Origin of the sequence: Hymenobacter cavernae, from assembly GCF_014641455.1 — a bacterium.
In the GTDB taxonomy this organism is placed as follows: domain Bacteria; phylum Bacteroidota; class Bacteroidia; order Cytophagales; family Hymenobacteraceae; genus Hymenobacter; species Hymenobacter cavernae.
On the sequence record NZ_BMHT01000005.1, the window covers coordinates 56,899 to 73,688 of the forward strand.

General features: G+C 57.2%; 17 protein-coding genes. 8 read left to right on the forward strand and 9 right to left on the reverse strand.

What is annotated here, in order from left to right:
- Positions 1–137: 137 nt before the first annotated feature.
- The 3 genes from pheT to radC form a co-directional block, all read right to left on the reverse strand.
- Entirely contained in the window at positions 138–2,558 is a 2,421-nt protein-coding gene (pheT, locus tag IEX74_RS13870; protein ID WP_188814615.1) for a phenylalanine--tRNA ligase subunit beta, read from the reverse strand.
- A gap of 334 nt (positions 2,559–2,892) precedes the next feature.
- Positions 2,893–3,510, reverse strand: a complete 618-nt coding sequence (locus tag IEX74_RS13875; RefSeq protein WP_188814616.1) for a DUF1684 domain-containing protein — start codon at positions 3,508–3,510, stop codon at positions 2,893–2,895.
- A gap of 133 nt (positions 3,511–3,643) precedes the next feature.
- Positions 3,644–4,387, reverse strand: coding sequence for a RadC family protein (radC, locus tag IEX74_RS13880; RefSeq protein WP_188814617.1), 744 nt, complete (start codon positions 4,385–4,387; stop codon positions 3,644–3,646).
- Position 4,388: 1 nt separating this feature from the next.
- On the opposite strand from radC, the gene IEX74_RS23375 reads away from it, so the two are divergent.
- From IEX74_RS23375 to IEX74_RS13905, 6 genes are all read left to right on the forward strand, one after another.
- The gene (locus IEX74_RS23375) at positions 4,389–4,511 is read left to right on the forward strand and encodes a hypothetical protein (protein WP_262892039.1); all 123 of its coding nucleotides are present in this window, start codon (positions 4,389–4,391) and stop codon (positions 4,509–4,511) included.
- Positions 4,512–4,600: 89 nt separating this feature from the next.
- The gene (locus IEX74_RS13885; protein ID WP_188814618.1) at positions 4,601–5,830 is read left to right on the forward strand and encodes a metallophosphoesterase; all 1,230 of its coding nucleotides are present in this window, start codon (positions 4,601–4,603) and stop codon (positions 5,828–5,830) included.
- Between the two features lie 195 nt (positions 5,831–6,025).
- Positions 6,026–6,679 (forward strand): hypothetical protein, encoded by a 654-nt coding sequence (locus tag IEX74_RS13890; protein WP_188814619.1) that lies wholly within the window; start codon positions 6,026–6,028, stop codon positions 6,677–6,679.
- Positions 6,680–6,802: 123 nt separating this feature from the next.
- The gene (locus IEX74_RS13895; protein WP_188814620.1) at positions 6,803–7,483 is read left to right on the forward strand and encodes a carboxypeptidase-like regulatory domain-containing protein; all 681 of its coding nucleotides are present in this window, start codon (positions 6,803–6,805) and stop codon (positions 7,481–7,483) included.
- Between the two features lie 61 nt (positions 7,484–7,544).
- The gene (gene uvsE / locus IEX74_RS13900) at positions 7,545–8,459 is read left to right on the forward strand and encodes a UV DNA damage repair endonuclease UvsE (protein ID WP_188814621.1); all 915 of its coding nucleotides are present in this window, start codon (positions 7,545–7,547) and stop codon (positions 8,457–8,459) included.
- A 35-nt stretch (positions 8,460–8,494) separates the two neighbouring features.
- Positions 8,495–8,860: a hypothetical protein gene (locus IEX74_RS13905; protein WP_188814622.1), complete on the forward strand. Its 366-nt coding sequence runs from the start codon at positions 8,495–8,497 to the stop codon at positions 8,858–8,860.
- A 104-nt stretch (positions 8,861–8,964) separates the two neighbouring features.
- Here the strand turns inward: IEX74_RS13905 and IEX74_RS13910 are convergent, their stop codons facing one another.
- Both IEX74_RS13910 and IEX74_RS13915 read right to left on the reverse strand, forming a co-directional pair.
- Positions 8,965–9,360 carry a hypothetical protein gene (locus tag IEX74_RS13910; RefSeq protein WP_188814623.1) on the reverse strand — a complete coding sequence of 132 codons (396 nt, stop codon included), beginning with the start codon at positions 9,358–9,360 and terminating at the stop codon, positions 8,965–8,967.
- Between the two features lie 142 nt (positions 9,361–9,502).
- The gene (locus IEX74_RS13915) at positions 9,503–9,934 is read right to left on the reverse strand and encodes a hypothetical protein (protein ID WP_188814624.1); all 432 of its coding nucleotides are present in this window, start codon (positions 9,932–9,934) and stop codon (positions 9,503–9,505) included.
- Between the two features lie 257 nt (positions 9,935–10,191).
- On the opposite strand from IEX74_RS13915, the gene IEX74_RS13920 reads away from it, so the two are divergent.
- Both IEX74_RS13920 and IEX74_RS13925 read left to right on the forward strand, forming a co-directional pair.
- Positions 10,192–11,805, forward strand: a complete 1,614-nt coding sequence (locus tag IEX74_RS13920; protein ID WP_188814625.1) for an arylsulfatase — start codon at positions 10,192–10,194, stop codon at positions 11,803–11,805.
- 23 nt (positions 11,806–11,828) lie between these two features.
- Positions 11,829–12,746, forward strand: coding sequence for a hypothetical protein (locus IEX74_RS13925; RefSeq protein WP_188814626.1), 918 nt, complete (start codon positions 11,829–11,831; stop codon positions 12,744–12,746).
- A gap of 53 nt (positions 12,747–12,799) precedes the next feature.
- Here IEX74_RS13925 and IEX74_RS13930 read toward each other — a convergent pair whose 3' ends face one another.
- The 4 genes from IEX74_RS13930 to IEX74_RS13945 form a co-directional block, all read right to left on the reverse strand.
- Positions 12,800–13,936: a formylglycine-generating enzyme family protein gene (locus IEX74_RS13930; protein WP_229755296.1), complete on the reverse strand. Its 1,137-nt coding sequence runs from the start codon at positions 13,934–13,936 to the stop codon at positions 12,800–12,802.
- Between the two features lie 68 nt (positions 13,937–14,004).
- A complete protein-coding gene (locus IEX74_RS13935) occupies positions 14,005–15,009 on the reverse strand; it encodes a pectinesterase family protein (protein ID WP_188814627.1) in 1,005 nt (334 codons plus the stop codon).
- A complete protein-coding gene (locus IEX74_RS13940) occupies positions 15,009–15,959 on the reverse strand; it encodes a pectinesterase family protein (RefSeq protein ID WP_188814628.1) in 951 nt (316 codons plus the stop codon). Before IEX74_RS13940 ends, IEX74_RS13935 begins: the two co-directional genes overlap by 1 nt.
- Positions 15,956–16,774, reverse strand: coding sequence for a rhamnogalacturonan acetylesterase (locus IEX74_RS13945; RefSeq protein ID WP_229755297.1), 819 nt, complete (start codon positions 16,772–16,774; stop codon positions 15,956–15,958). Before IEX74_RS13945 ends, IEX74_RS13940 begins: the two co-directional genes overlap by 4 nt.
- Positions 16,775–16,790 lie beyond the last annotated feature (16 nt).

Sequence of the window (16,790 nt, forward strand, 5' to 3'; positions counted from 1 at the left end):
CATTTCGACCAGCGGGAGAACTCTCGCGTGCAATGGTAAACCAGACAATTGAAGTTAGCACTGCACGCGAGATGCTTCGACAAGCTCAGCATGACGGTCTAAACTCAAAAACTAGAAACAAATAACCAAAAACCATTCTATTTCCGAATCAGGGCGCCGGCTTGCTTCTCGAACTGCCCAATCAGGCGCTGCATCACTGCGTCGATGGCTTGATCGGTGAGCGTCTGCGTGGGGTCTTGCAGGGTGAAGTTCACCGAGTACGACTTCTTGTCGACACCTAGGTTTTCGCCCTCGTACACGTCGAACACGTTCACGCTTTGCAGGAGCTTCTTCTCGGTGCGCTGGGCAATCTGGCGGAGCTGATCGAACGTCACGGTGCGGTCGACAACCAACGACAGGTCGCGGCGGACTTCGGGGAACTTCGGCAGCTCGCGGGCTACCAGCCCGGCTTTGTACTTGCGCACCAGCCAATCCCAATCGAGCTCGGCGTACCACACGGGCTGACCTACGTCGAGACGCTTGAGCACGCCTGGCGACACGGCGCCTAGCTGCGCTACCGGCTGATTCTGAGCCAAGAGCGTGAGGCCACCGGCCAGGTACGGGTGCTGCACCGGCTGCGGCACGGGCGCGGCATGACCTAGGGCATTCAACACTTGCTGCACCACGCCGGCTAGGTCGTGGAAGGTCGTTTTCTCGGCTTTGTGCTGCCAGGTTTCGGCCGTAGCGTTGCCGGTCAGGTAGATGGCTAGCTTGTTCTTCTCCTGATGCTGGCCGTCGGCTTGCAGGTGGTAGGTTTTGCCAAACTCGTACAGCTTCAAGTCGCGCTGACGGCGGTTGAGGTTGTAGCGAATTACTTCCAGGCCCGAGTGTAACACGCTGGGGCGCATCACGTTCAGGTCGGCGCTGTTGTAGTTCAGCACGCGCACCAGCGTTTCGTTCGGCTCGCCTTCTTTCTCGAAATACTGCGAGTTGGTGAGCGAGTTGGTGATGATTTCGGAGAAGCCTTGCCCGCTGAGCAGCCGCGCCGTATTCTGACGGATAACTTCCGGGTCAGGGTTCGGGAACTTAGCCAGGAACGAAGCCGAGTTGAAAGGTTGCAGCGCCACGTTGTTGTAGCCGTAGATGCGCAGGATTTCCTCGATTACATCGGCCTCGCGCGTTACATCTACCTTGTGCAGCGGTACGGTCAGATTCCAGTCCTCAGCACTTTCCTCGCTGATCTGAATATCTAGGTCCGTGAGGATCTGGCGAATACGCTCGGGTTCAATGTACTGACCAACTAAGCGCTCCACGCGAGCCAGGCGCAGGCGCACCGTAGCGGGCTGAACCGGCGCCGGGTACTCATCTACCACGGGCGCGGCGATGGTAGCCCCGGCTACCTCTTGCAGCAGCAAGGCAGCGCGTTGCAGCGCCACCGGCACCATGTTGGGGTCGGTGCCACGCTCGAAGCGGAACGACGCATCGGTTTTGAGCTGGTGCGTTTGGGAAGTGCGGCGCACGGCAGCCGGCGCGAAGTAGGCGCTTTCCAGGAACACGCGGGTTGTGGCGTTGCTCACGCCGGAGGTTTTGCCACCGAATACACCGGCCAGCGCTATCGGAGCACCATTAGCATCCGCAATAACCAGATCATCAGCCTTCAAGGTGCGCTCGACACCATCCAGCGTCACGAACTTCTCTCCTTCCGCAGCGCGCTTCACCCAGATCTGGCCGCCGGTAATCTGGTCGGCGTCGAAGGCGTGGAGGGGCTGACCTAGCTCATGCAGCACGAAGTTGGTCACGTCGACCACGTTGTTGATGGGCGACAGATCAATGCTGCGCAGGCGGCGCTGCAACCATTCCGGCGACGGACCAACCTGCACGTTTTCGAGCAGCAAACCGGCGTAGCGGGGGCTAGCTTGCTCATCTTCAATGGTTACAACGATGTTGCTGGTGGCAGTGTCGGGTGCTTGGAACTGGCTCACGTCCGGCAAGTGGCAAGGCTGCTGAAGCAGGGCGCGCAGCTCGCGGGCTACGCCGTAGTGCGAAGCGGCATCGGCGCGGTTCGGCGTGAGGCCAATTTCGAATACCGAGTCCGAACCTAGGCCGAAGTAGTCGGCGGCGGGCGTGCCGTTGGGCAGCGGCGTATCCAGCACCATGATGCCGGCGTGGGAGGTACCCAGGCCGATTTCATCCTCAGCGCAGATCATGCCCTCGGAAGCCGCACCGCGGATTTTCGACTTCTTGATCTTGAACGGCTCGCCTTGCGACGGGTAGAGCATAGCGCCTTCGAGGGCCACCACTACTTTTTGGCCAGCAGCTACGTTGGGCGCGCCGCACACAATCTGGCGCGGGGTGCCGTCGCCCACGTCTACGGTTGTGAGGCTGAGTTTGTCGGCGTCGGGGTGTTTTTCGCGGGTTAGCACTTCGCCGAGCACCACGCCGCGCAGGCCGCCCGGCACGCTTTCCAGCTCCTCAATGCCTTCCACTTCCAGCCCGGAGCCGGTGAGCAGCGCCCCGATTTCAGCGGCAGATTTATCGGTAGGAATGAGCGTACGGAGCCAGTCGAGGGAGATTTTCATCAGTTATCATTTAACATTTACCAATTACCATTTACCAATTAACATTGATCATTTATCCGTTACCATTTACCTCGCTCCGGCTAGTATGAAAGCGTGGTACTTGATAACTGTTAAATGGTAGATGTTAATTGGTAAATGGTAATTGAAAACGTCGCAAAGGTACAGATTTGCGCAGCCGCTGAAAAAGGGCCGTTGCGGGAGGAAGTTTGATATTGTAGAATCGTGTAGGCGGCGCGTTCTTGCCCTCGCCGCCTACACGATTCTATGCAGGCTGTTCAACGATTGAATATTCAGGCCTTAAATGTTCAACGATTGAACGTGCCATGGCGCGTTCCTACTCGTGAAATGACTTTTCGCCGGCTTTGATGGCGACTTTCAGCCGGTTGTCGGCGGGCGGCACGGGGCAGGCGTAGTCGTTGTTGTAAGCGCAATATGGGTTATAGGCCGCGTTGAAATCGAGCATGATTTCCTGATCGTCGGACCTAGGTTTGGGCGCGTCGAGGTAGCGGCCGCCGCCGTAGGTATCGAAGCCGTTGGTTTTGTCGGTGAAGGGCACGAAGAGCGTGGTGTCTTTGCCGTCGGCTTTCAGCAGGCAGGTGAGCTGCTGGGGCTGGTTGTCGAGCGTGAAGGAAGCGCGGCCCCAACGCAGGTACTTTTCGGCCTTGCCGTCGGTGAGCTGAATGAGCACGGTATCGTGCGCGACGAGTGGCTCCCACTTGGCCATGAAGCGGTAGGCTTTATCGGGCGCGAAGTAGCGCAGGCTGTCGAAGGTGGCACGCTGAGCAGTCAGCAGCGGCGAGGTATTGCCGCGGCGGAAAGCGTCGTTCTTCTCGGCCCTAGCTTTCCTGATGCCGGCAGCATATTGGTCGTTGCCCAGAACTAGGTCTTGCAGGAAGTAGCCGAAGATAAGCAGCAGCCCTAGGCCGATGAGGAGTTTGGGGTTGAGTTTCACGCGGCAAAGGTACACAAGCGCATGTAGCACAGTGTAACGCGAAGCCTGCGCTTCGCGCCTCGTTGAACGACTGACACCTAGGTTATAGCAACGATTTCGTTCAACGATACGCGAAGCGGGAGCTTCGCGCTACTCACAAGATTCCTTCGTCGGCGAAACTGTAATAACCTAGGTCGGTGTAGATGAGGTGGTCGAGCACGGGTAAATCCAGGAACTTGCCGGCCTCTTTCACTTTGCGCGTCAGGGCAATGTCGGCGGCGCTGGGGTTGCGGTTGCCGCTCGGGTGGTTGTGCACCAGGATGATGGAGCTGGCCAGCTGCTCCAGCGCGTGTTTGAAGATCAGCTTCGGATCGGCGACGGTGCCGGCCACGCCGCCCATACTGATGGGCTGCTTGCGCATCACCACGTTGGCGCGGTTGAGCAGCACCACCCAAAATTCCTCGTGGGGCAGGTCTTGCAGGTTGGGGCGCACGAGGTTGTAAATATCTGATGAGCAAGTAATAGTGGTGCGCTGCGCGGCCGCGCTTTCCTTGCGGCGCCGACCTAGCTCCAAGGCCGCCATGATGGTAATGGCTTTGGCCTCGCCGATGCCTTTGTGGCGCATCAGCTCCTTCACCGACAACCTGGCCAGCTCGTTCAGATCGTTTTGCACGGCATTCAGAATGAGCTTGGCTACATCCACGGCCGAAAGCTTGGCGGTGCCGGAGCCGAGCAGAATAGCCATCAGCTCAGCATCTGACAGGGCGGCGCGGCCTTTTTGCAGGAGCTTCTCGCGGGGCCGATCTTCCTCCGCCCAGCTCTTGATGCTGAAGCTGGCCGGCGCCTGATACGGCCCCGCTGGCGTTTCTTCTTCCGATAAAAGATCAACCGAATTCATTGTGCCCTGTTGTTGTTACCTGATTAGCGCCGCCCCAATGTACTTGCGGGAGTGGCGGCACGAACCTAGCTTCAACAACAGTGGTGCCATGAAGCCCGTTTGCGGACCTAGGTTCCTCTTCTAAAATAAAGTAAACTTTCTCCTCATCCGTCTACTCTCGACGTAAGGCGTTCCGGAAGCTGTTTTCGGCGCCGCAGGCTCCTCGTTTTTTCTATGTCACGCATTTTCTCTCCTTTGATACTCGTCGGCCTGGTGCTGGCCGAGTGGTATGGTTTACAAGCAGTTCGCGCCTTAATACAGGCTAGCTCGCCAACCGGGCGGCGCCTCACCACCGTTCTCTACCTGGTAGTCACGATTGGCATTTGGTTCCTGGGTATCTGGGGCATGATGGCCCGGCGCAACATACACGCCACCTACAAAGCGTACTTCGGCGGACTGCTGCTCGCCATGATTGCCGCCCAGCTGCTGATTGCGCTGCCGCTGCTGCTGGAAGACGTGGTGCGTCTGGGACGCTTCATTACCAGACAGTTCACGCAGCCTAGCGGCGTATCTGGTCCGGCCATTACGCGTAGCACGTTTATCAGTCAGCTGGCGCTGGTGCTAGGTGCTATTCCGTTCTTCGGGCTGCTCTGGGGCATGTTCAAAGGCGGCACCGACTACCAGATAAAGCGGGTCATACTGCGCTTTCCGAACCTGCCGGCCTCGTTCGACGGCCTCCGGATTGCCCAGATTTCCGACCTGCATACCGGCTCTTTTCAGTCGAAAGAACCGCTACAGCGGGCCGTGGCAATGATTAACAAGCAGAACGCCGACCTCGTGTTCATGACCGGCGACCTGGTGAATAACTACGCCCAGGAAGTTGAGGAGCACATTGATACGCTGGCCGGCATCAAGTCAACTCACCCGATCTTCTCCATTCTCGGCAACCACGATTATTCCGACTACGTGCAGTGGGAAAGCGCTGAGGCTAAACGTGCTAACCTGGACCGACTGAAGAACAACCACGCGAAAATTGGTTGGCGCCTGATGCTCGACGAAAGCCACACGCTGGAGCGCAACGGCGAGAAAATCGCCATTATCGGGGTGCAGAACTGGGGTACCAAATTCGCCAAGTATGGCAACCTAGCGAAGGCGCACGCCACTTCCGGTGATGCTCCGTTCAAGATCCTGCTCTCTCACGACCCCACGCACTGGGACGCCCAGGTGCGCGACTATCCCGACATCGACCTGACGCTTTCGGGCCACACGCACGGCGCGCAATTTGGTGTTAATCTGCCGTTTATGAAGTGGAGCCCCGTGCAGTATGTATACGAGCAGTGGGCCGGACTGTACCAGAAAGGCCAGCAGTACCTGTATGTGAATGTGGGGCTAGGTTTTCTGGGCTATCCGGGCCGGGTGGGTTTCCTGCCCGAAATCACGCTGTTTGAGCTGCGTCGGGCCTAGGTTTTAAGGTACCGAAATCATCCTACAACCTAGGTATAGGATAAAAAATTGCGACGAAAAAAGGCCGCTGGCAGAGTGCCAGCGGCCTTTTTCTGTTTCATGATTTCCTTCGGAGTAACTCCCGTTAAAACTCAGCCGTATATCCGCCAACGCTAATACAACTAGCGTTTTTTCTGTTCTTACCTCCTCTCCCTCATGAAAAAGATGATTCTGCTGCTGTCGTGCGCCGGGGCGCTAACGATGGCTTCCTGCTCGCAGGAAAAAACAACCGACACCGCCACTACCACCACCACGACGGACGCAACGGCCACCGCTTCCACGGACAATGATGCCGTGTATCACACTCGTGCTCAGCGCATTGCTCAGCGCATGGCCTCGGATATGAAGATCACCGATACGGCCGTGGTGTCGCGCATCGAGAACACCTACTACAACCGTTCGCGCCGTTTGGGCGAGCTGCAATCGAAGTACACGTCGGATACGACCGGCATGTCGGCGGATATGCGCGGCGTGTACACGGATACGGACACCGAGTTTAAAGGCATCTTCACTGATCCAACTCAGTATTCGGCCTACGAGAGCAGCCGCTCGACCTACGACGAGTCGAACTACATGGACGACAACAGCATGTCGGCTTCCGCCGATCAGTCGTCGGACGACGCTTCGGGTGTGGTAGTTGACAATTCTACGCCGATGAAAGTGAAGGACGAAGCCGGCAACAAGCTGAAAGTAAAGAAAGACGGCGACGTGAAACTGAAAGACTCGGAAGACAACAAGCTTAAAATGGACGCCGACGACGGCACCATCAAAGCCAAACCAGCCGACGGCAAGAAGCAGAAAGTAGAGTAATTCGCGCTTTTGGTCGGTATTTTCTGCCAACGAAGCCCGCACCTGCAACGGTGCGGGCTTTTTTTGGTTCTGTAGTTCGTTACCTTGCGTATTGGTTACCTTTATTTGCTTGTGCTGAATCGTTTGCTTCCCTTTTTCCCGGCTAGCTTACCGCGTTGGGTTTACCTAGTGCTGCCGTTGCTGTTGCTGGCTTCCGTTGCCGCTACAGCACAGGTGCGCGTCACGGGGAGCGTCTCGAATGCCTCGGATGGCAAACCCGTTCCGGGCACCACTGTGCGCATCAGCCGGACCAAGCAAGGCGTTATTGCCAATGCAGAAGGCGAGTTCAGCATCGACGTCGACAGCCCCTCCGACACGCTGGTATTTAGCTCCGTTGGGTTTCAGACGCAGCGGCTGCCGCTGGGGCGCACGGGTCTTTCACAGCTCATTATACAGATTAAGCTGGTGCCGGGCAACGTGCTGCTGGGCGAGGTGCGTGTGGAAGAAGGCCGCGCCGACCGCAGCCAGATTAATAAAGCCTTACGCAACATCCGGCGGCCTTCTACGGCCCCCACAAGCGCCGTGAAGCGCTTACCCAAGCCCCCGCCCCTTTTCCCGGTCGACTCTACCGCCCCGAAAGCGCCCAAAGTCACGATTCAGAGCCCGGTCAGCTTGATTTATGACCAGTTTTCGAAGGCGGGCAAAGAGCGCCGCAAGCTGGAAGAGCTGCAAGCCGCCGATGCCGCCCGGCTGAAAGCCGAGCAGGCCCGCAAAGAACGGGAGCGGTACAACCGCAACTTCAAAGATAACCGCGGCTACGAGTGATGTAGCGCGAAGCCTGCGCTTCGCGCTACAACCTCACCGGGCGCAGGCCGTAAGCCTAGGTATGAGAATCGGCTATCCTTGCGTCAACGAAACGCTTGACTGTACTTCCTCCTCCACATTCCGGCTGGCCTCTTACACCGATGAGCGCGTGGTGCAGACGGTGGCGACCAACCTAGCTTGCCTTCAGCGCATTCTGGAGTACAACGTGGAGCGCGGCCTGCTTTTTTTCCGCATTAGCTCGGGCATTGTGCCGTTTGGCTCCCACCCCATCAACACGTTTCCATGGCAGCACCGCTTCGCCTCGGAGTTTCGCCAGATCGGCGACTACATCAAGGCCAACAACATGCGCGTGTCGCTGCACCCTGATCAGTTCGTGGTGCTCAACTCGCCCGACGAAGGCATTGTGCAGCGCAGCATCGCGGAGCTGGTGTATCAGGGCAGCATGCTCGATCTGATGGAGCTGGACTCGACGGCCAAGCTGCAAATCCATGTCGGTGGGCTTTATGGCGACCGGGACCTGGCTATCAGCCGGTTTATTGCCACCTACCAAACCCTGCCCGAAGCCGTGCGTGTGCGCTTGGTGATTGAAAACGACGACCGGCTTTTCAGCCTGCAAGATTGCCTGCGCGTGCACGAAGCCGTGGGTATTCCCATTCTCTTCGACAACTTCCATCACGAGTGTCTCAACCACGGCGAGCCGATGGCGGAGGCCTTAAAGCTAGCAGCTGGTACCTGGCACCCTACCCACGACGGTTCGCTGATGATGGACTACAGCTCGCAGCAGTTTGGCGAACGGAAAGGCAAGCATACTACCTCCTTGGAGGAAGACCTGTTCCGGGAGTTCCTGCCGAACGTGGGCGACCTGGAGCCGGACATCATGCTCGAAATTAAAGACAAAGAAGCTAGCGCCCTGCGCGCTGTGGCTATTCTGCGCGAGCTAGGTCGGGTGCCGGCGCTGCCGGAGCCCGCGGCTTAAACTTCCTTTTACTTAGTTAATCCCCTACCTTCCTCATGGCTGACGACCAACAAAATGTAAGCGGTGCCGTCCACCTGGCCCAAACTGTTCATGCCTTGCAGCGGGGCCTGACCAGCATCCCGCTTAGTGATGCGATTACTAACATTGATACCTGGTTCGACCAGCTCCAGCGCAGCGGAGTTCCGGAATTGCAGAACGTGGCCCGTGAGCTAGGTAATCTGCAATCGTTGCTGAGTGCCGGTAACGCTGGCCTTGACGCAGGCGCAATTGGGGCTTCCCTAAGCCTGCTAGGTTCGCAAGCAACGGAGTTGGCTGTGCACGCCGACCCCGACGCGCAAGCCGAACTCCGTTCCCTCGGTGACCTGCTCTTGCAGGCGGGCGCTTCGCTCGCGCAACAGTAGCCGGCCCAAGTACCTTACTACAAAGCCCCAACTGTGTGCTACACAGCTGGGGCTTTTGCTTATGGCTAACCTAGGTTGTAGCGGCCAGTAACCAAGTGATGAAGCTAGGGTTGCGGTGGAGTTGCTGGCTGGGTGGTAAGGTTACTACGGGTTGACTTACCGGTTTGTGCCTTTGGAGTAGCGCTTGCTTTAGGAGCTGGCTTTGGGCTGCGCGCCGGATTCGATTGAGCATTTTTGGGTACTGCTATGTCGCCGGTACCGGTAGCGGCTTTTTGTATTTTGGCGTCGGTAGCCGTTTGGTCGCGCATATCAATGGTGGCCGGCTTGACCGAGCGTTGCATTACGGCCGGGTTTTGTTTAGTGGGTGGCCCCACGGGCGGCACGGCAGATTGAGGCAATGCCGGGTTAACGCCATTCTGAGTGGGCACAGTCGGTATATTCTGCGCGTGAGCCACAAGGCCACTGATCAGCAATGCTAGGGCTAAATACATCGTTTTCATTGTCGTAGAGCAGATTATTTATCATAAAAGCTGGTATACGCACTTAGCCTCTTCAACGGCTACCTTATTGACCATCAAACAAAAGGCCTCCGCTGTCGAATGACAACGAAGGCTTTTCAAAGAACCTGATTGCTCAGATTGCTTACATCGTCGAAGAAGACGACGACTTCATTTTGCCTTTGCCGGATTTGCCCGACTTCTTCATTTTCTTGTCGCTGCTCATCGAGCCCGAACCCGAGCTCATCGAGCCCGAAGTAGAGCTCATGGTGCCCGAACCGGAAGTAGTGCCCATCGAGCCCGAAGTAGAACCGCTAGTGGTACCCATTGAGCCCGAAGTTGTGCCCATCGAACCCGACGTAGAGCCGGCCGTAGTGCCGTAGGTGGTAGTGCCCGAAGTGGTCGAGCCAGCCGTGGTGCTCATCGTGCCCGAAGTAGTACCCGTTGAGCCAGAAGTGCTGCTCATTGAGCCCGCTGTAGTGCCGGCTGAACCTGAAGTGGTGCCGGTAGTAGTCTGAGCAGAGGCAGTAGTGATACCAGCAGCGAAAAGAGCAGCGAAGATGAATGTAGTTTTCATGTTGAGAGGTTGTGTTGAGAGAGGTTGGTGGAAGACACTCCGTCTTATGTAGGGCCATCTACGGCGAATCTGTGCGGTATGTTGGCTAATGCCATGATTTTGTTCAACTCCTAAGATTGGTTTGGCCGCAGCACCTTGTATTGAAGTAATTCAAAAACAAACTTTTACCGGTTGTTTCGTCCTGATTACAGCGTTTCCGTGCTGGAATGGTGCGTAGTACTTATACTTGCCAGTCTCTGAACTGCTAACCAACCTCTATGCTTTCTAAAAAGCTACTGCCGCTGGCGCTCCTCCTGGTTTCGGGCTTGTCGCTGAGCCTGGCTCCGCCTACCCAACCTGCCGCCAAGAAGCCCAACATCGTCATCATCCTGGCCGACGACATGGGCTATTCGGACATTGGCTGCTTCGGCTCCGATGCACGCACGCCCAACCTGGATGCGCTGGCGACGGGCGGCCTCAAGATGACCAACTTCTACAATGCCTCGCGCTGCTGCCCGAGTCGGGCGTCGTTGCTCACGGGGCTCTACCAGCACCAGGCCGGCGTGGGCGATATGGTGAACACGCGCCCGCAGCCCGCTTACCAGGGCTACCTCAATAAGAACTGCGTGACCATTGCCGAGGCGCTGAAAGTGGGCGGCTACAACACCTTCATGGCTGGCAAATGGCACGTAGGCCAAGCGCCCGAGCACTGGCCGGTGAAACGCGGCTTCGACCACTATTTTGGCCTGATCGATGGGGCCAACAGCTATTTCGAGAACCGCCCCTACCGGCCCAATCAGAAGCTGACGATTGCGCTGGATGACAAGCCCTACACGCCCGGCCCCGGCTACTACTCCACCGACGCCTACACTGACCACGCCCTGGAGTTTATTGACCAAAGCAAAAGCTCGGGCAAGCCGTTCTTCTTGTACCTAGCTTACCAAGCGCCGCACTGGCCCTTGCATGCGCGGCCGGAGGACATTGCCAAGTACAAAGGCAAGTTTATGGCCGGGTGGGACAAGCTACGTGAGCAGCGCTTCCAGCGTCTGCAAAACCTAGGTGTCGTTAATAAGAATACGAAACTCTCGCCCCGCGACGAGCGCGTGCCTGCCTGGGAAAGCCTGAGCCAGGAAGAAAAAGTGCGCTGGGACGAGAAAATGGCCGTGTACTGCGCCATGATTGACCGCATGGATCAGAACATCGGCAAGCTGCGGCAGAAGTTGCGCGACCTAGGTCAGGACCAGAACACGGTCATTATGTTCCTGTCGGATAATGGCGGCAGCAGCGAGAGTATCAAAGGCAACGGCTTTCTGCCCGAAATTATCGAGGCCAACAAGAAGCCGTCCAGCGACCCTAGCTCGTTTACGGCCTACGAGTTTCCGGGCGCCAACGTGAGCGACGTGCCGTTCCGTTTTTTCAAACACTGGACTTACGAAGGCGGCACCGCTACGCCGTTCATTGCCTATGGCCCTGGCATCGTGAAGCCCGGCCGCACCGACGCCACGCCCGGCCACCTCATCGACCTGATGTCCACCTGCCTGGACCTGGCCCAGGTGACTTATCCTAAAACCTATAACTCCAACCAGATCAAGCCTACCGAAGGCCTCAGCCTGGTGCCGGTGTTCAAAGGCCAGTCGTGGAGGGGACACAATGCCTTGTTCTTCGAGCACGAAGGCAACCGCGCCGTGCGCCAGGGCAAGTGGAAGCTGGTATCGGAGTTCCCCGCCAACAAATGGCAGCTCTACGACCTAGAGGCCGACCGCTCGGAGCTGCACGACCTGAGCGCCACCAATCCGCAGAAGGTGCAGGAGTTAACGGCTATGTACGACAAGTGGGCCACGCACGCCGAGGTTATTCCCTTTGAGAAGCTGAGCAAAGCGGGCGAGTATTAAGAAGGCTTAACTCCTTATTAGGAATGCGGTATGTTTTGCTCGGCTTGCTTCTGGTCTGCTGCTTACCGGCAAGCTATGGGCAAACGTACCCGACATTTCCGCGTCAGTACGTGTTGTTGAATCAGGGGCCGGCCGCCGTGCATCACGTCGTAACGGAGCGAACCACCAACGGCAAGCACTACCGCCTTGAGTTGCTTAACGTGTTGCTGCCGACTAGCCAGATTCAGCAGCTACAAGGCGAGCGTTTCGGCGCCACGTATCAGCCCAAGGATCAGATTTTGATAACGCTTGGCGTTTTACCTGATCTACAAACGGGTGAAATTGCGTGGGTACCCATCAATCCTGATACCCTAGGTAAGCAACGGAAGCTAGCTCCAACTGCGTTGTTTCAGAACGCCTGCGACAGAATTGCAGCGTATAAAAAACGCCCTGGCTTTTACCCATGCAAGCTCAGAAGGGATGATGTGGTGCCCATCGTCTTCCGAAATGGCCGCTATTGGACGTGCCGCAACACCGTTCTGACCGAATACTTCCTTGTGCACAATCAGCCGCTTGCCAAGCCTTATCAGAACGATGGCCTGATGATTAATATAGCTGCTCCTCTTTTTACCGAAGCAGAGTTTATGAAGTTTGTACAGGTGAACAGACCAACTACAGGAAGTGCCCAAGTCAAACTAACCTTCTGGGAAACGTACGGAGGTCATAAGCTGTTTTTAGGCAAGCATGTAGGCCAGACGTACGAGTTTTGGGAGCCCTCTTACATGATATCGGACGCTGGAATCACCTGCACAGGCGCCGAGGAGTTCCGGTATCAACCCGGCATAGGGATACTATCCGGCAAGTACTCATTCTATTTCGATCTTTGGCCGGTTGCTGGTCAAAGCAAAACGCCATTTTTCACGGTTACAGAGTTGGATGGCAAGAAATTACCGAAGCGCTAAGCTAGGCTCCCAAACGCTTTTTGTCTGGCTTTCAAACGCGCCATAGCGCGTTCCTACCGCACGCACCGAAACCCGACGTGCGACATGCCCGAATCGAAGGCCGTGCCGCGGCGGGCGCTGGGACGGTAGCTTTCGCAGTAACTCACGTGGCAGAGAAAAGAGCCGCCTTTGGTTACACGCTTCGGGATGGTCGGCTCGTCGGGGTCGAAGCTAGCCTTAGGCCCATCAGGGTTTTCGCACTGGCCTAGACTCGCGAGCTTGATGTGCTCGTCGGCGCGGTACCAGTCGGCGCACCACTCCCACACGTTTCCGGCCATGTCATAGAGGCCATAATTATTGGCGGCAAACGACTTGATGGGCGCCGTGCCGACGTAGCCGTCGGCTTTAGTATTTTGATTGGGAAAGTTGCCCTGCCAGATGTTGGCTTGCTTTTCAGTCGGCGGCGCGTCGCCCCAGGTGAAGCGCTTGGCCGCCAGGCCACCACGGGCGGCCCACTCCCATTCGGCTTCGGTGGGCAGGCGCTTGCCAGCCCAGCGGGCATACGCGGTGGCATCGTCCCACGATACCTGCACCACCGGATGATTCTCGCGGCCTTTCAGCGTGCTGCCTGGTCCTTCGGGGTGACGCCAGCTCGCGCCAGGCACCCAATGCCACCACACGGTGTAGTCGTCGAGCGGCACTGGCTGGCTTGGCGGCGTAAATACCATGGCGCCAGGAGCTAGGTTTGCTTCGGGAGGTTTGGGCGTGCCGGGCGGCAGTTGCGTTTTGAGCTGCTCCCAATCAACGGGACGTTCGGCGGTGGTTTTGTAACCAGTGGCGGCCACAAAGCGGGCAAACTCCGCATTTGTCACTTCGTGCTCATCCATCCAAAAACCCGCCAAGCGCACGTCGTGGGCAGGCCGCTCGTTCGGGAAACTCTGTTCGTCGTTGGTACCCATCTGGTACTGCCCGGCCGGAATCCAGGCCATACCGGCTGGCTTTGGACCTTTTGGCGGCTCCGACTTCATCTTGTCAGCAGCTAGCGGTTTGCTTGCGGTTTGCTGACCTAGCTTTGAGTCTGGCGCGTAGCACATGGTCTGGGTGGCGGGGGCAGTAACAACTGACTTTTCGGTCGAATCCGCTTGCTGGCAAGCCACCAAACCTAGCCCTAGCCAACCAAAACCCGCCGCAGTAATTAACCTGAAGAACATAATACAAATCTACTGTTGCAGGACAACTAACTCGGCGCAGCGGCTTTTTCTCTCACACCAGACCTAGGTTATTTCTTCGCCGGCTCCCAGGCTTCTGCGCCGGCAAAGATGTTTTTGAGCGTGTATTGCTTTGCTTCTTTGGCCGTGAGCTGGTGCGACCACGCCACCCGACCCTTTGGGTTTGCACCGGGGCCAGTGGAGTTATATTCCGCGTAATAGGCGGTTTTCTCGTTCTCGGGGTTGCGCCAGTTGTCCCAGCCCGCGGCCGTGATGTGTGCGCCCATTTCCGTGTTGATAAACACCGTTTTGGCATTCGGGCGCCAGGGCCGACCTAGGTACACTTTCTGCGCCTCGGCATCGGCGGTGAGCTTGCAGTTGAAGAACACGTAGCCGTATTTCTGGCGCTGCGTGGTGCTGGCCGCCGTGATGTAGGAGTTGCGCTTGCTGTGTAATTCACAGCCGTCGAACACGACCGTTGCAGTGCCGAACAGGAAATCCGTGGTGCCTTCAATGTAGCAGTTCTGGTAATACTGCCGGCTGTTCTCCACGGCCATAAAGAGCGTATCCTGGTTGCCCAGCATCCGACAGTTGCGGAACGTCGCCCGGTCGCCTTCCACGTGCAGCGCCACGGCTTGCCCCACCGGGCCGGCGGAATTTTCGAAGGTGATGTTCTCGGCCGTGAAATCGTTGGCCTGCACCAGCACCGTGTGCGAGCTGTAGGTGTTGTGCTTCTCCGCGTCGCCGGTGTGGTCGCCGTAGGTGATGATAACCCCGTCGCGACTCTCCCCGAGTAGCGTAACGTGCGTTTTGTGGGCGGGCACCACCAGCTTTTCGTGGTACGTGCCGTTCTTAATAAAGATGGTCACGGTAACCTGCGACAAGTCGCGCGAGGCATTCACCGCCTCCTGAATGGTTTTGTAATCGCCCGAGCCGTCGGGCGCCACCGTCATGCGCGTGACTTGGGGAGGCGGTGTAGTCGGCTTTGCAGCGGGTACGGACGTAGTTACCTGGGCGTATAGTTGCGGCGCAACAAGTACAAGGGAGCTAGCTAAGAGGAAGTTTCGCAGGGCCATTAGTCTTGGGTGGGGTTCCAGTTGCGCAGCACTTTGTCGCGGGTGTATTGCTTGGCTTCTTCGTCGGTGAGCTGGTGCGACCAAGGCACGCGCTGCTTTGGCTGAAAGCCTTTGCCTTTGTTCTGATACTCGGCGTAGTAGGCGGTTTTCTTGTTGCTTTCGTTGCCCCAATGGTCCCAGCCTTCGGGCTTGATCTGCGGACCTAGGTCGCAGTTGAGGTACACGGTTTTGGCATAGGGTCGCCAGGGCCGACCTAGGTAGAAGCTACCCGCTGGCGCGTCGCCCGTGATTTTGCAGTTCTTGAACACATAGCCGTAGCGCGTGCTGTCGGGCGTAGAAGCCGCCGTGACGTAGCCGTTCTTCTTACAGAAAATCGTGCAGTCCTCAAACCATGCCGTGCTGGAGCCGAAGATAAAATCTACGGTACCTTCGATGTAGCAGTCTTTATAATACTGGCGGCTGCCGTAGCCATACGTGTACAACGTATCCTGAAAACCCAGGAAGCGGCAGTTCCGAAACCTAGCTTTGTCGCCGGCCACCCACACGGCCACCGCCTGCCCGACCGGCCCCGAGGAGTTCTGAAACGTGATATTCTCGGCCGAAAAATCGCCACCGTAGATGTAAATGCTCGACGAGCCCGAGGTACCCTTGTCCTCCCCGAAGATGTTCTTCTTCTGGTTGTAGTCGTCGTAGGTGAGGATGGTTTGAGCTAGGTCTTCGCCAATGATTTTTACCAGGTTTTTGGAGCCAGCCAGCACCAATTTTTCCTTATACACGCCTTTTTTGATGAAGATAGTCGTGACTTTCTTCCGAAAATCGGGCACGGCGTTGAAGGCTTCCTGCACGGTTCGGTAGTTGCCGCTGCCGTCCTGAGCCACAACAAAATCATAGGCAAAGGCGCGGCCAATCAGCAGCCAGCTAAGGCACAAAAGAGCAAGCAATTTCTTCATGGGGTGGTGGGTTGGGCGTCTTTGCCTTTGGTGGGCGGCACGGCGTTTTTGGGCAGCGGCTTGGCAAAACGCTCAGCCAACGGCAAGTGTTGGGCTTTAATCTCGTTCACGGCCAGCTGCGCCATTTTGCGGGCACCTAGCTCGGTGAAGTGCGTGTTGTCTTCCCGGCCGTACGGATAGTTGGGGTGGTCGCCGGGGGCTAGCTGCAAATACAGCAACTTCGAGTTTTCGACGCCAAACTGCTGCACCAGTTCACGGCTCATTTTATCGAGGTCGATGAGCGGCACTTTGTACTGTTTAGCCACTTCGCTGGTCACGCGCGAGTAGGCTACGTGTGTTTCCTGCTGGCGGCCATCCTTATCGAACTTGCGTCGCGTGATGGGCGTGAGCAGCACCGGGTTCGCCTTTTTGCGCTGCGTCTCGGTCACGAACTTAATGAGGTTTTTGCGGTAATCTTCCGGCGGTGTGTAGCGGTCGGGGTAGTTCTCAGCTTCGTCGTTGTGGCCAAATTGGATGAACACGTAGTCGCCTTCCTGCAACGCATCCACAACGGGCTGCCAGCGGTTTTCGGCTAGAAACGTGCGCGTGCTGCGGCCGTTCTGCGCCCGGTTATCCACCACCACTGTCGAATCGAAGAAGGTGACCAGCGGCATGCCCCAACCCGTTTCCGGGAAAGTCTGCCTGACCTTGTTGGCCATCGTCGAGTCGCCGATCAGGTAGAGCTTGATCTTTTTGGGGCCAGGGCCGGCAAAAGCCAGCAGCAGCAAGAGGCTGAGCGGCCAGGCTTTTTTGAGGAAAGAGGAAAGCATTTTCATAGCAAATAAAGAAGAA

What these genes read in the sequence shown, in the direction of transcription:
- IEX74_RS13915 (WP_188814624.1), bottom strand. Translation starts at nt 9,934, where the DNA reads ATGAAAACTACATTCATCTTCGCTGCTCTTTTCGCTGCTGGTATCACT.
- IEX74_RS13945 (WP_229755297.1), bottom strand. Translation starts at nt 16,774, where the DNA reads ATGAAAATGCTTTCCTCTTTCCTCAAAAAAGCCTGGCCGCTCAGCCTC.
- IEX74_RS13890 (WP_188814619.1), top strand. Translation starts at nt 6,026, where the DNA reads ATGAAAAAGATGATTCTGCTGCTGTCGTGCGCCGGGGCGCTAACGATG.
- uvsE (WP_188814621.1), top strand. Translation starts at nt 7,545, where the DNA reads ATGAGAATCGGCTATCCTTGCGTCAACGAAACGCTTGACTGTACTTCC.
- IEX74_RS13940 (WP_188814628.1), bottom strand. Translation starts at nt 15,959, where the DNA reads ATGAAGAAATTGCTTGCTCTTTTGTGCCTTAGCTGGCTGCTGATTGGC.
- IEX74_RS13935 (WP_188814627.1), bottom strand. Translation starts at nt 15,009, where the DNA reads ATGGCCCTGCGAAACTTCCTCTTAGCTAGCTCCCTTGTACTTGTTGCG.
- pheT (WP_188814615.1), bottom strand. Translation starts at nt 2,558, where the DNA reads ATGAAAATCTCCCTCGACTGGCTCCGTACGCTCATTCCTACCGATAAA.
- IEX74_RS13910 (WP_188814623.1), bottom strand. Translation starts at nt 9,360, where the DNA reads ATGAAAACGATGTATTTAGCCCTAGCATTGCTGATCAGTGGCCTTGTG.
- radC (WP_188814617.1), bottom strand. Translation starts at nt 4,387, where the DNA reads ATGAATTCGGTTGATCTTTTATCGGAAGAAGAAACGCCAGCGGGGCCG.
- IEX74_RS13905 (WP_188814622.1), top strand. Translation starts at nt 8,495, where the DNA reads ATGGCTGACGACCAACAAAATGTAAGCGGTGCCGTCCACCTGGCCCAA.
- IEX74_RS13885 (WP_188814618.1), top strand. Translation starts at nt 4,601, where the DNA reads ATGTCACGCATTTTCTCTCCTTTGATACTCGTCGGCCTGGTGCTGGCC.
- IEX74_RS13930 (WP_229755296.1), bottom strand. Translation starts at nt 13,936, where the DNA reads ATGTTCTTCAGGTTAATTACTGCGGCGGGTTTTGGTTGGCTAGGGCTA.
- IEX74_RS13925 (WP_188814626.1), top strand. Translation starts at nt 11,829, where the DNA reads ATGCGGTATGTTTTGCTCGGCTTGCTTCTGGTCTGCTGCTTACCGGCA.
- IEX74_RS13920 (WP_188814625.1), top strand. Translation starts at nt 10,192, where the DNA reads ATGCTTTCTAAAAAGCTACTGCCGCTGGCGCTCCTCCTGGTTTCGGGC.